The organism is Pseudomonas fragariae (ex Marin et al. 2024), from assembly GCF_059621105.1.
Genome location: NZ_CM184369.1, coordinates 4,199,935 through 4,212,661, shown reverse-complemented (window position 1 = coordinate 4,212,661; position 12,727 = coordinate 4,199,935). Strand labels below are relative to the sequence as shown.

9 protein-coding genes are annotated in these 12,727 nt (G+C 61.8%); 3 read left to right on the top strand and 6 right to left on the bottom strand.

Going from position 1 to position 12,727, the window contains the following annotated elements:
- Positions 1-113 precede the first annotated feature (113 nt).
- Positions 114-1,490 carry an L-serine ammonia-lyase gene (locus AC54XV_RS18090; protein WP_060409372.1) on the bottom strand — a complete coding sequence of 459 codons (1,377 nt, stop codon included), beginning with the start codon at positions 1,488-1,490 and terminating at the stop codon, positions 114-116.
- A gap of 129 nt (positions 1,491-1,619) precedes the next feature.
- Between AC54XV_RS18090 and AC54XV_RS18085 the strand changes: the two genes are divergently transcribed.
- Positions 1,620-2,531, top strand: a complete 912-nt coding sequence (locus tag AC54XV_RS18085; RefSeq protein ID WP_003406407.1) for a LysR substrate-binding domain-containing protein — start codon at positions 1,620-1,622, stop codon at positions 2,529-2,531.
- Between the two features lie 25 nt (positions 2,532-2,556).
- Here AC54XV_RS18085 and AC54XV_RS18080 read toward each other — a convergent pair whose 3' ends face one another.
- The 3 genes from AC54XV_RS18080 to AC54XV_RS18070 all read right to left on the bottom strand — a co-directional run bounded on the left by AC54XV_RS18080 (position 2,557) and on the right by AC54XV_RS18070 (position 7,446).
- Positions 2,557-3,885, bottom strand: a complete 1,329-nt coding sequence (locus tag AC54XV_RS18080) for a DUF3100 domain-containing protein (RefSeq protein ID WP_060409371.1) — start codon at positions 3,883-3,885, stop codon at positions 2,557-2,559.
- Positions 3,886-4,783: 898 nt separating this feature from the next.
- Positions 4,784-6,175, bottom strand: coding sequence for a 2-oxoadipate dioxygenase/decarboxylase HglS (gene hglS, locus AC54XV_RS18075; protein ID WP_060409370.1), 1,392 nt, complete (start codon positions 6,173-6,175; stop codon positions 4,784-4,786).
- Between the two features lie 23 nt (positions 6,176-6,198).
- On the bottom strand, positions 6,199-7,446 hold the full coding sequence (locus AC54XV_RS18070; RefSeq protein ID WP_024640426.1) for a 2-aminoadipate transaminase: 1,248 nt from the start codon (positions 7,444-7,446) through the stop codon (positions 6,199-6,201).
- Between the two features lie 254 nt (positions 7,447-7,700).
- Between AC54XV_RS18070 and amaB the strand changes: the two genes are divergently transcribed.
- Positions 7,701-9,191 carry an L-piperidine-6-carboxylate dehydrogenase gene (gene amaB, locus AC54XV_RS18065; protein ID WP_024640427.1) on the top strand — a complete coding sequence of 497 codons (1,491 nt, stop codon included), beginning with the start codon at positions 7,701-7,703 and terminating at the stop codon, positions 9,189-9,191.
- 42 nt (positions 9,192-9,233) lie between these two features.
- On the top strand, positions 9,234-10,520 hold the full coding sequence (amaA, locus tag AC54XV_RS18060; protein ID WP_024640428.1) for an L-pipecolate oxidase: 1,287 nt from the start codon (positions 9,234-9,236) through the stop codon (positions 10,518-10,520).
- A gap of 11 nt (positions 10,521-10,531) precedes the next feature.
- Here amaA and AC54XV_RS18055 read toward each other — a convergent pair whose 3' ends face one another.
- Both AC54XV_RS18055 and AC54XV_RS18050 read right to left on the bottom strand, forming a co-directional pair.
- Positions 10,532-11,905 (bottom strand): sensor histidine kinase, encoded by a 1,374-nt coding sequence (locus AC54XV_RS18055; RefSeq protein WP_024652803.1) that lies wholly within the window; start codon positions 11,903-11,905, stop codon positions 10,532-10,534.
- Complete coding sequence (locus AC54XV_RS18050) at positions 11,902-12,564, bottom strand: response regulator (RefSeq protein ID WP_003406384.1); 663 nt, start codon at positions 12,562-12,564, stop codon at positions 11,902-11,904. Before AC54XV_RS18050 ends, AC54XV_RS18055 begins: the two co-directional genes overlap by 4 nt.
- Positions 12,565-12,727: the final 163 nt, after the last annotated feature.

Here is a 12,727-nt window from a genome sequence, read left to right as displayed (position 1 = left end):
GATGCTGGCCGTAGGTCATAGGAGCGACGCGGTTCGCGAAAAGGACGGTACCTCCGCAGGGGATGTACCGCCCCGAACGCTCTCGAATACGTCGCGACGCCGGTGGATGTCTGTCAGCACTCGATCAGGTTGACCGCCAGCCCGCCGCGTGAGGTTTCCTTGTATTTGTCGTGCATGTCGGCGCCGGTGTCACGCATGGTGCGGATGGCGTGGTCCAGCGAGATGTGGTGCTCGCCGTCGCCGCGCAGGGCCATCTGGGCGGCATTGATGGCCTTTACGGCAGCAATCGCATTGCGCTCGATGCAGGGGATCTGCACCAGCCCGCCGACCGGGTCGCAGGTCAGCCCCAGATTATGCTCCAGGCCAATCTCGGCAGCGTTCTCTACCTGCTCGGGCGTCGCGCCGAGGATCTCTGCCAGACCGGCAGCGGCCATTGCGCAGGCCGATCCTACCTCGCCCTGACAACCGACTTCGGCACCGGAAATCGAGGCGTTTTTCTTGCACAGAATGCCGACCGCAGCGGCGCTCAGGAAAAAGCGCACCACGTCATCGTCATTGGCCGTGGGCTTGAATTTCATGAAGTAATGCAGCACGGCGGGCACGATGCCAGCTGCGCCGTTGGTGGGCGCGGTCACCATGCGCCCGCCTGCGGCGTTTTCTTCGTTGACTGCGAGGGCGAACAGGTTGACCCACTCCATGGCGCTCAGGGTCGAGCCGATCACGTTGGGGTTATCGAGGTTCTGCAGGTTCTGATGCAGGCGGTAGGCACGCCGCCGCACGTTCAGGCCGCCGGGCAGGATGCCGGTTTCCACCAGGCCCTTGTCGACGCAGGCGCGCATTGCGGCCCAGATCACCATGATTTTCTCGCGGATTTCTTCCTCGCTGCGCCAGACCTTTTCATTGGCCATCATCAGCTCGGAAATGCTCATGCCGTGGGTCTTGCACAGCTTTAGCAACTGCGCGCCACTGAAAAAATCATAGGGCAGGACGGTTGTGTCGTTGTCCAGCACGCCGCTGGCGGCCTGTTCGGCGTCGATCACAAAGCCGCCGCCCACCGAATAGTAGGTCTGCTCGTGGAGTTCGCCGTTCTTGCCGTAGGCACACAGGGTCATGCCGTTGGGATGGTAGGGGAGGCTTTCATCGAGCAGGCACATGTCCCGCTCCCAGACGAAGGTGATGGCCTGTTCGCCCGCCAGCATCAGCTGGTTATCGGCACGCAGCGCGTCGATACGCTGGTTGACCTGGCTGGGGTCGATCTGGTCCGGCCATTCGCCCATCAGGCCCATGACCGTTGCGCGATCGCTGCCGTGACCGATGCCCGTGGCCGATAGAGAACCGTACAATCGCACCTCGATCCGTTCTACGCTGTGCAACTGGTTGTGGTTGCGCAGCTCGGTCACGAACAGCGCACCGGCGCGCATTGGCCCGACGGTGTGGGAACTGGACGGCCCGATGCCGATTTTGAACATGTCGAAGACGCTGATAGCCATCACGAAGGTCCTTCAGGTGAGATGATGCACGGGAATTTGGTATTCCCCTTTTTCTGTTACTCATCTTTGGCTTCGGCTGTCGAAACGACAAACGATTGTTGCTATGCAACGCTTTAGCGGAACTCTTCAATGAGCAGAATCTTCAACGCACAGATGCACGCCTGGCTACAGGTGTTCGCCTGCGCGGCCCGTCACCTGTCCTTCACCCGCTGCGCGGAAGAATTGCACGTCACCCCCGGCGCGATCAGCCAGCAGATGCGCCAGCTCGAAGAGCGCCTGGGCTTTGCGCTGTTTCACCGGGTCGGGCGCGGGCTTGAGCTGACCGCTGAAGGTCAGCGTCTGGCGGTGGTCGCCAACGAAGTGCAGAGCCGTATCAGCGAAGAACTGCGCCTGCTGTATTCCGGGCGTATCGGCGGGGTGTTCAAGCTGCGTTGCATCCCATCATTCCTGAGCAAATGGCTGATGCCGCGCCTGCCACGCTTGCAGGCGGCGTTTCCGGACATCCAGTTGCGGATCATTGCCGAGGACAGCAGCGGCTCGTTGCGTGATGACGATTTCGATCTGGCCATCGACCTGAACGACGGCAGCTATCCGGGGTTGTCGACTACGCCCTTGCTGGAGGAGGAGCTGTTTGCGGTCTGCTCGCCAGACCTGTTGGTGGGCAAGCCGCCGCTGGATACGCCCAGTCAGCTGGTGCACTTCCCGTTGCTGCACGACATCACTGCCTGGCGCGGCAGCTATGAGTATGCGGAGTGGGAGTTCTACCTGACGGCCATCGGTGCCGATGGTATCGACGTGCGTCGCGGCCACACGTTCAACCGTAATCACCTGACCATCGACGCCGCGCGTATGGGTATGGGTGTGGCTATTGCGCGCAAGGCGCTGATCACCGATGAGCTGGAGCAGGGCTTGTTGATCGTGCCGTTCGGTCATCCGATCAAGGCCAGAAAGAAATACGTGCTGGCCTATCGTGAAGGGGCGCTCAGCACCCCGTCACGTCGCGCAGTGCATGATTGGCTGGTGAACGAGGCGCAGGGCTGACTCGCGCCGAATCAGGCGTTGCGGATCAATGGAACAGCTCGGCGATCAATACCGCGCCGATGAACGTACCGAAGTTGGCGAGGAACGACACCAGCACAATCCGCCAGCCCAGGCGGCGGAAGGCCGGGAGGTCCTTGGCAATCGACAGGCCGGCGAAGGTCAGCATCGGGGTGATGACCGCCAGCAGGTTGATCGAGCCGGTGATCCGCGCAATCTCGGCGGCCCAGGGGCAGGCCGGCGACGTCAGGAACATCGCTACCAGCGACACCATGCACACCGCCGGGATCTTGCGGCGCAGCAGGTTGCACAGCACCTCACCGGCGAAGGCACAGAAAATCATAATGCCCATGCCGGTGAAGGCATCGCCTGACAGTGTCCTGTAGCCGACATAGTTGGCAATCAGCGCCAGTGCCCCCGCCGCCAGCCAGGCACTGATCTTGCCCGACCAGCCCAGTTCCGGCACCTCCAGCGACACGTCGCTGTGGCGCAGGCCTTCCTCGCTCATGGAGGCTTTGGTGGTACGGCCTATCAGCGGCTCGAGCACACGATAGCCCCAGACCGCCAGTGGCAGGGAGATGAACAGGGTGAAGTAGGTGCCGATGGTGGTGGTGATCAGGTTCGAGGCTGCTGCCAGGGTCATGACTTCCTTGGCGACTTCCGGTGTCTGTTGCGCGGCAATCGCCCCGGCAGCGGCGGCCATCATGCTGCCCGAGCCGATGCCTGAGCCCATCGCCAGCGAGTTGGGATGGAAGATCCCCAGGCTGGCGATAAACCCGGCGACAATGGCAATGAACAGCGCGCCGAACAGGGTGCCCGTCAGGTACTCGGCCAATACGCCGCGACCTTCCGGTGAGTCCATGCCATAACGCTCGCCGATGATTGCCAGGCTCGGCTCACGGCCGACCGAGAAGGTCGCACCAATGGCTTCGCGCTTGATACCGAGCATCAACGCCACCGGCAGACCGAGCATCACGGTACCGACGAAGTGGCCGAACTCCTGAAACATCAGCGCCCACCCGGAAGCGAACACCACCGGCAGCGAGCCACCGACGACCAGACCGAGCTTGGCGATGAACAGCAGCAGGGCAGGTTGCAGGATGGAGGCCGAGCGCAATTGCGTGCCGTGGTCAATGCCAATGGTGCCCGGCATACGACGGCTGGCAAGGCCGATCATCGCGCCCAGCAGCAGCGCCCAGACCATCGGCAACAGCACCACCTTGCCGGGGCCCAGCGGAATACTGACTGCACCGATCATTTCGGCAATGGTGAGGATAATGGCGGCCCAGACATACAGTTTCACCGTCGATGAAACGGCCTGATTGTCACCCGACACTGCAGCGTGTGAGTTTTGCATGATGATCCCCTTGCCTGCTGAATGACCTTTTTCAGGCCTTATCAATCGTTATTCTGTTTTTCAGGTCGGCGCGGTGAAGCGCCAGGGCAGCGTTGGAAAGTCCATGAAGTCATGGAGACCGTTATCCGGCCAGGTATTTTTATGAGGTCTGAATGTGATCCAGACCCAGGCTGCTTCGAGCCTTTGCAAGGGGATCACAGGGTGCGCTATTTGAAGGGATGAGCCTTTGAATACGGCACTTTGCTATCCACACGCAATCGCAGTATGCATAGCGCGAGGTTGCACACCAATATTGCGAATTTTATTTATCGTTGCTTTAAACAGAACACAGAACGCCCCGGGAATGTGACGCAGAGCGCTCATCATTATGCACAAGTCCGCTTTTGATTCTGGCCGGAGGCCGTAGGAGCGAACTCGTTCGCGAAGACGATGTTTCAGGCGATACATTCTCGGGAAGGCTTGCGGCCCCTTCGCGGACAAGTCCGCTCCTACGCCCGTTGGGCAGAATCAAAACGGCCTTTTGCCAAAGGGGGAGCGAACCGGGAATGTGACGCAGAGCGCTCATCGTTATGCACAAGTCCGCTTTTGATTCTGGCCGAAGGCCGTAGGAGCGAACTCGTTCGCGAAGACGATGTTTCAGGCGATACATTCTCGGGAAGGCTTGCGGCCCCTTCGCGGACAAGTCCGCTCCTACGCCCGTTGGGCAGAATCAAAACGGCCTTTTGCCAAAGGGGTAGCGAACCGGGAATGTGACGCAGAGCGCTCATCGTTATACACAAGTCCGCGTTTGATTCTGGCCGAAGGCCGTAGGAGCGAACTTGTTCGCGAAAAAGTCGGTATGGGCGCCAAAATGCATCGCCTGAAACATCGTCTTCGCGAGCAAGCTCGCTCTCACTAATTAGCAGGCGGGACTGCTCAGCTCCAGCGCCTTGGCGCATTCCTCCAGGGAGCGCCGCTGGGTATCGGCATACAGGTCCAGTTCGTTAAGCGTCCCGCGTCCCAGCGCCCGCTCGAAATCCTGCTGATTCGAATTCGTCGCGTAATGCGCCTGTGCGTTATCGCCTAGGTTGGACTGGAAGATACCCGCCGCGCTGACCGGCAAAAAGTCTTCGTACACCAGTGGCTCGAAGCGCACATGACCGGCTTCGACAAGCTGCTCCAGACTGCCGGGTGCGCGCTCGGCAATGCCTGATTCGGTCGGGAAATAGCGGAAGTAGGCCAGACCCTGCCTGCGCATTTCAGCGTGGCTGTCCGGGAACGCCTTGAACGTCTCTTCCAGCAGCCCGGCATAGCGCACGGCATTGGCCTCATTGGGGAACTCGCCCAGCGCGTCGCGGGCTTCGCTCAACAGCCGGTCATACAGCTCGCGGCCTTTGGGCGTCAGTGCGGCGCCACGCTGTTCGATCTCGCCGAAGCGTGCCGAGTGGCTGCCCGACTGACTGCCACCTTGACCGATGAAGGCAATCGGTTCTTCCAGCGCCTTGAAGCTGGTCTGGCGCAGCAGAATCGGGCACTGGCGACGTGGCGGCCCTTCAACCACCGCTTTGGGGGTGATGCCCTTGCCGGGCATGCCGGCCTGAACCGCATCGATGTCCAGCGTGCGAGGCGTCAGGTGGTTGATGTGCGGGCCACGAAACGCCACCACATCAGCGATCAGACGATGCTGCGTGTTCAGCTTCTGATAGTCGTCCAGCGAAACGGTCGCCGTGTTGTGCCAGCGAAAGGTTTCCAGCGCCTGCTGAATGAACTCGGCCGCATCGGCTTCGCTCAAGCCGCCGTCTGCTTCATGCTTCTCGATCAACGCCAGGGCGCCGGGCGTGAAGATACTGCGTTTGCCCAGCACCTGACCGGCGAACTCACGCAGGCTGTCGCTTTCGATCAGTTCCAGACGCAGCAACGAGGTGAACACCCGAAACGGACTGATCTGCAGCGCCTGCTCATGCACGGCGCGAAAGGCGGTGGAGTGAACCGGCACGCCGGCCGCGCTCAGGTCGTAGTAACCCACCGGCTGCATGCCCATGACCGCGAACAGGCGGGCGAGGGTGGCCAGTTCCTGTGCCGTACCGACGCGGATCGCACCGTGCCGTTCCATGTCCAGGCGCTGGATTTCACCGGTCTGGCGCAGGCTGTCCAGCACACTGCTGTCATGGCTCATGACCTGTTCGTTGACTTCACTCACCAGCGCCATCAGCGTGCCGTACAGCGGCACTTCGTGCTTGTACATCTGCGACATGGCGCGAGAAAAGCCCGCGCGGATCTGGTCCGGGTCGGCAAAGCGTGATGTGCTCATCAGGGTGTTTTCTCCGTGCGGGTTCAAGCCAGCGCTGCCAGGCAGCGCTCGAAAATATCCAGCCCTTCGTGCAGCACGTCGGGTTCGATGGTCAGCGGGATCAGCAGGCGGATAATGTGTCGCGATTTGCCACTGGGCATCAGCAGCAGCCCGGCGTCCCTCGCTGAGCTCAGCAGTTCTGCGAGCTGTCGGGTGCCGGGCTCGCCTTCCGGCGTGATCAGTTCGATACCGCGCATGCAGCCGACCCCGGTCAGCCTGCCCAGGTACGGCGACAGTTTGCTCGCCCGCCAGGCTTCATAGCGTGAAACGATGGCGCGCTCCTGCTGCTCGCCCCAACTGGACAGGTTGGCATCGGTCATCTGCGCCAGTGAAGCGAGGCCTGCTGCGCAGCCAATCGGGTTGCCGGAATAGGTGCCGCCCAGGCCGCCCTTGGGCAGGTTGTCCAGCAACGGCTTGCGACCCACCACCGCGCCCAGCGGGATGCCGCCCGCAATGCTTTTGCCCAGCAGAATCAGATCCGGTTCGATGCCCAGACGGCTGAACGCAAAACGCTGCCCGGTACGGCCGAAGCCGGACTGGATCTCATCGGCGATCAGTACGATGCCGTGTTCATCGCAGAACGCTCGCAATGCCTGAGCGAAGTCCGGCTGCATGGCCAGAAAACCGCCCTCGCCCTGCACCGGCTCGAAGATGATGCAGCCCACGTCGTTGACGTCGATCTCGACGCTGAACAGCCGGTCCATGGCCTTGAGCGCCTGCTCGGTGGACACGCCGTTGTCCTTGCTGGGGAACGGAACGTGAAAGACCGGGCCGGGCAGCACGCCGACTTTCTGTTTATAGGGTGCCACCTTGCCGTTGAGGTTGAGGGTCGCCAGCGTGCGGCCATGAAAGCCACCGTCGAAGGCGATGACCGCCGTGCGCCCTGTGGCGCCGCGTACGATCTTCAGGGCATTTTCGGCCGCTTCCGCACCGCTGTTGGTGAGCATGCCGCTGAGGGGATAACTGACCGGTACGAACTGCGTGAGCTGCTGCATGAAGCGGATGTACGGGTCGTGAGGCGTGGCGTTGAAGCAATAGTGGGTCAGTTTTGCCGCCTGGTCCTGAATGGCCGTGACCACTTGCGGGTTGCAATGCCCCAGATTGAGCACCCCGATGCCGCCGACAAAGTCGATGTAGCGCTTGCCGGCGGTGTCCCAGACTTCAGCGTTGCGGCCGTGGGACAGCGTCATGTTGTGGACAAACGAAATGGATTCGCTGATGTGTTCGCTCATCGGTCTGGCCCCGACTCCGGGTGATCATGATGGCCTTATCCAAACAAACATCGGGCAGCGCTCGCAAACGAAATAAAATCACCGGGTCATTCCAATAATTCCCAATGTAGTGGCCTTTCTGGCTGCTAATGATCAAAAGTTCATTCCTAAAAGGAATCATGTTTTTCAAAAACGTCGTTTGTAGGTCAGCCCCGAGTGGCTTGATACTGAGCTCATCGATGATTTCCACCGTGGTTCATGACAGGAGAATCAACATGGTTGCCGAGTTACTAGCACGTCTGGGCGTGGCGAACAGTGCCCACACCCAAGGGGACTATCCGGTTTACACCCCGATTGATGGCAGCCGGATTGCCTCGGTCACGCTTGAAGGCAAGGCACAGGTCGTAGCGCGTATCGACAGCGCCCACAGCGCGTTTCTGAAGTGGCGCACAGTACCGGCCCCACGGCGTGGCGAGCTGGTGCGGATCTTTGGTGAAGTACTGCGTGAGCATAAGGCTGATCTGGGCGAACTGGTGTCGGTCGAGGCTGGCAAGATCACTCAGGAAGGTCTGGGTGAAGTGCAGGAAATGATCGACATCTGCGACTTCGCCGTCGGTCTGTCGCGTCAGCTGTACGGTCTGACCATTGCCTCCGAGCGTCCCGGCCATCACATGCGCGAAACCTGGCACCCGCTGGGTGTGGTCGGCGTGATCAGCGCGTTCAATTTCCCGGTCGCAGTCTGGGCCTGGAACACCACGCTGGCGCTGGTCTGTGGCAACCCGGTGATCTGGAAACCTTCGGAAAAGACTCCGCTGACGGCACTGGCCTGTCAGGCACTGTTTGACAAGGCGCTGAAGATTTTCGGTGATGCCCCCGCAGCGCTGGCGCAATTGGTGATTGGTGCTCGTGACGCCGGCGAAGCGCTGGTCGATGACCCGCGCGTGCCACTGATCAGCGCCACCGGCAGCACCCGCATGGGCCGTGAAGTCGGTCCGCGTGTCGCCGCGCGTTTCGGGCGCAGCATTCTGGAGCTGGGTGGCAACAACGCGATGATTCTGGCCCCGAGCGCCGATCTGGACCTGGCCGTGCGCGGCATTCTGTTCAGCGCGGTAGGCACCGCCGGTCAGCGTTGCACCACGTTGCGCCGCCTGATTGTGCACCGTTCGATCAAGGACGAAGTGGTCGCCCGCGTCAAGGCCGCCTACGCCAAGGTGCGCGTCGGTGATCCGCGCGAAGGCAATCTGATCGGTCCGCTGATCGACCAGCAAGCGTTTTCGGCCATGCAGAACGCGCTGACCAAGGCCCGCGACGAAGGCGGGCAGGTGTTCGGTGGCGAGCGTCAGTTGCAGGACAAATACCCGAACGGCTACTACGTCACGCCGGCCATTGCCGAAATGCCTGGCCAGAGTGAAGTGGTGCGTCACGAAACCTTCGCGCCGATTCTCTACGTGCTGGCCTACGACGACTTCGAAGAGGCCCTGCGCCTGAACAACGAAGTACCGCAGGGCCTGTCGTCGTGCATTTTCACCACTGATCTGCGTGAGGCCGAGGCTTTCCAGAGTGCCGCGGGCAGCGATTGCGGGATTGCCAACGTCAATATCGGCACCAGCGGTGCCGAAATCGGCGGGGCATTTGGCGGCGAGAAGGAAACCGGTGGCGGTCGCGAGTCCGGCTCCGATTCGTGGCGCGCCTACATGCGCCGGCAGACCAACACCGTCAACTACTCCCGCGAGTTGCCGCTGGCTCAGGGCATTGTTTTCGACTGATGTGAACCGGGCACTTATTACCGACATTGCTGGAGTTTTTCGATGGTGCAGTTTGCTGAAGGCTGTCTGTGGGAACAATTGACTCCGCAACGTCCGGTCAGCCCGGCCCTGAGCGGTGAGCGGAGCGCCGACGTGTGCATCATTGGCGCCGGGTTCACCGGTCTGTCGGCGGCGTTGCGCTTGCTGGAAGGCGGCAAGTCGGTGTGCGTGGTCGAAGCGCACCAGGTCGGCCATGGCGGTTCCGGACGCAACGTCGGTCTGGTGAATGCCGGGACCTGGGTGGCGCCCGATCAACTGGACAAGGTACTGGGCAGCGTCGAGGCCAGCCGACTGAATAGCGCATTGGGCGCGGCGCCGGCTCTGGTGTTCGCGACCATCGACCAGTACCGCATCGATTGCCAGGACACGCGCACCGGCAACCTGCACATGGCGCATAACGCCAAGGGTCTGGCTGACCTGCGCAGCCGTGCCGAACAGTGGCAACGGCGCGGTGCCAACGTCGAATTGCTGACCGGCAAACCCTGCGAAGAAGCTTGTGGCACCGACAAGGTCAGCGGTGCCTTGCTCGATCACCGCGCCGGCACGGTGAACCCGATGGCCTATGTCTCGGGCATGGCGCTCAACGTGGTGGCGCAGGGTGGGCAAGTGTTCGGCGATTCTCCTGTCAACGGCTTGCAACGCACCGCTGATGGCTGGAAGGTCTCTACTGCCGCGGGCAGTGTACGTGCCGAGAAAGTGATCATCGCGTCCAATGCCTACACCGAAGGCGAGTGGACCGATATCAAGGATCACATCTTCGCGGGGTACTACTATCAGGTCGCTTCGCAGCCACTCAGCGGTGCCGAGCAGGCGCAGATTCTGCCTGGCGGTCAGGGTTCGTGGGATACGCGCACGGTGCTCAGCAACATTCGTCGCGACGCTCACGGGCGCCTGCTGCTGGGCAGCCTGGGTAACGCCGGCAATTATCCGCTGTGGTTCATTCGTCAGTGGGCGGATCGCGTCCAGCAGCATTACTTCCCGCAACTGGGCCGGGTCGAGTGGCAGAGCACCTGGACCGGGCGCATCGGCTTTACGCCGGACCACTTGTTGCGCCTTTTCGAACCCGCGCCAGGCTTGCTGGCGGCGACCGGTTTCAATGGTCGGGGGGTGACCACCGGGACACTGGTGGGCAAGTGCTTTGCCGATTACCTGCTGAGCAACGATGCGACCGCGTTGCCGATGAGTTTTTCAAGCGGCAAAAAGGTCTCGGGCAGTTCGCTGCGCAGCCTCGCCTACGACACGGGTTTCACCCTGTATCACGCCGGGCAATGCCTGCGCGTGGTGCTTTGAACCGAGCGGGTTCAGCTCGTCCTGCTCTTGATGCGCAGCTCTGCACACAGTCCGCCCTGCGCCGAGTTGCGCAGGTGCAGGCTGCTTTCCAGTTTGCGCACGATCATGTCGACGATCGCCAGCCCTAGCCCTGCGCCATTGCTGTGACCCTGACTGTAAAAGCGTTCGAAGAGGCGCGCCTTCTGTTGTTCGTCGATACCCGGCCCTGCGTCTTCGACTGAAAGGTGCGCGCTGCCATCTTCCTGTGTGTGCAGAGCGACGCGTATCTCGCTGGCGGTCGGGGCGAAATTCAGCGCATTGGTCAGCAGGTTCTGCAGGGCAATGGTGATGGCTGCCGGGTCGCTGCGGATCACGCAATTCTCGCCTTCCTCGAACACCAGATCGACGCGCTTCTCCAGGGCCAGCGGCGTGAGTTCGGCCATTTCCTCGCGTACCAGCGTGTTCAGCTCGAAGGTCTGTAACTGGCTGACTTCAAGGCGCGGTTCCAGGCGTGCCATGGTCAATAACTGACTGGCCAGGCGGGCGGCGCGGTCGACGCCATGCACAAGGAAATCCAGTGCTTCCAGGCGTTGCTCCGGGGTTTCGGCCTGGCGCGCGTTCTGCGCGTGGATGCGCAGGATGGTCAGTGGTGTGCGCAGTTCGTGCGCCGCGTCAGCGATGAAGCGTCGCTCGCGTTCCAGCACACTCTCGATCTGGGTCAGCAGGCGGTTGAGCGCGTACTGCATGGGCTCCAGCTCTTTGGGCAGGGGCGTTACAGCAAGCGGTTCGAGGCTTTCGGCATCGCGCTTGCGGATGACTCTGGCCATCGCTTGCAGCGGGCGCAGGCCCCAGCCGATGGCCAGCCAGATCGCCACCACCAGCAGCGGCACACCGATCAGCGTCGGCCACAGCGTGTGACTGACAATGCGCTGAATCAGGTCCTGGCGCACGTCATCGCGCTCACCCACCCAAATGAGAAAACCTTGCTGTGGATCGGCGAGGAGAAAGCCGCACCACTCGTGGCCGTTCTCGACCAGATCATGGGAGCCTTCGGTTGCCGGAGGTGCGCTGAGCAGCGGCGCTTCGGCCGAGCGCACCAGCAGCTCGCCCGAGGTTCGCCAGACCTGAAAGGTCAGCCGGGTTTCGTAGGGATGGGCCACGCCACTGGTGCCGACCCGGCTCATGGCCTGATCGAACGCCTGATACAGCTTGTCGAGGTCCTGTTCACCCGCTGCGCGCTGATGCAGTACGCCTTGCAGCAGGCGCGCGCTTTGGGCCAGCTGTGCGTCGTAGACTTCTTCGATTTCGTGATGGCTGTCGCGCAGGGCGAGCAGGCTGATGGTCAGGTCGCCGAGCAGCAACAGCATCAGCACCGGGACCAGAATGCGCGCGCGTACCGAGGTCATGCCTTGAGCTCCAGCAGGTAGCCGACGCCGCGCACGGTGCGGATCAGCTCGGTGGACAGTTTCTTGCGCAGGTTGTGAATCAGTACCTCCAGCGTGTTGCTTTCGACCTTGTCCTGCCAACCGTACAGGGTATTGGACAAGCGCTCGCGGGTGACCACCTTGCCGGGGCGGATCATCAGTTGATGCAGTAACTGGTACTCCATGGGCGTCATCGGTACTTCGCTGCCCTGGAAACTGACCTGCTGCGACGCCGGATCGAGGCTGATGCCGGCATGTTCCAGCAGCGGTTGCGCACGGCCCTGGCTGCGCCTGAGCAGGGCGCGGACCCGGGCTTTCAGTTCATCGACGTCGAATGGCTTGATCAGGTAATCGTCCGCACCGGCATCCAGACCGGCAATACGGTCGGCAGTCCCGTCGCGCGCGGTCAGGATTAGCACCGGCAGGGTGAGTGCTTCGGCGCGCAACTGGCGCAGCAGGTCCAGGCCATCCAGGCGCGGCAGGCCGAGGTCGAGCAGCAACAGGTCGAATGGCTCGCTGCGCAAAGCGTGCAGCGCGCTCAGTCCGTCCTCCAGCCAGTCGAGGGTATAGCCCTCGGTATTCAGGGCCACGCGGATGCCCTGACCAATGGCTCGATCATCCTCGACGAGAAGCAGGCGCATAGGGTTTGACCGGTGAGTGTGGGGAGAAGGGCGCCATGATGCCGTCAGCAGACAGCAGCGCGAAGTGCCGTGTGTCCGGGAAGATGTTACGAGCTGTTACGTATTAAGCTTTTCCTAAGATTCGTTTCGCACAGTAGGCGCTCCTTAACTGCTTGCGAGTCTC

Excerpts from the sequence above, each read along its gene's own strand:
- AC54XV_RS18090 (WP_060409372.1), bottom strand. The coding sequence starts at position 1,490 with ATGGCTATCAGCGTCTTCGACATGTTCAAAATCGGCATCGGGCCGTCC.
- AC54XV_RS18085 (WP_003406407.1), top strand. The coding sequence starts at position 1,620 with ATGAGCAGAATCTTCAACGCACAGATGCACGCCTGGCTACAGGTGTTC.
- AC54XV_RS18080 (WP_060409371.1), bottom strand. The coding sequence starts at position 3,885 with ATGCAAAACTCACACGCTGCAGTGTCGGGTGACAATCAGGCCGTTTCA.
- hglS (WP_060409370.1), bottom strand. The coding sequence starts at position 6,175 with ATGAGCACATCACGCTTTGCCGACCCGGACCAGATCCGCGCGGGCTTT.
- AC54XV_RS18070 (WP_024640426.1), bottom strand. The coding sequence starts at position 7,446 with ATGAGCGAACACATCAGCGAATCCATTTCGTTTGTCCACAACATGACG.
- amaB (WP_024640427.1), top strand. The coding sequence starts at position 7,701 with ATGGTTGCCGAGTTACTAGCACGTCTGGGCGTGGCGAACAGTGCCCAC.
- amaA (WP_024640428.1), top strand. The coding sequence starts at position 9,234 with ATGGTGCAGTTTGCTGAAGGCTGTCTGTGGGAACAATTGACTCCGCAA.
- AC54XV_RS18055 (WP_024652803.1), bottom strand. The coding sequence starts at position 11,905 with ATGACCTCGGTACGCGCGCGCATTCTGGTCCCGGTGCTGATGCTGTTG.
- AC54XV_RS18050 (WP_003406384.1), bottom strand. The coding sequence starts at position 12,564 with ATGCGCCTGCTTCTCGTCGAGGATGATCGAGCCATTGGTCAGGGCATC.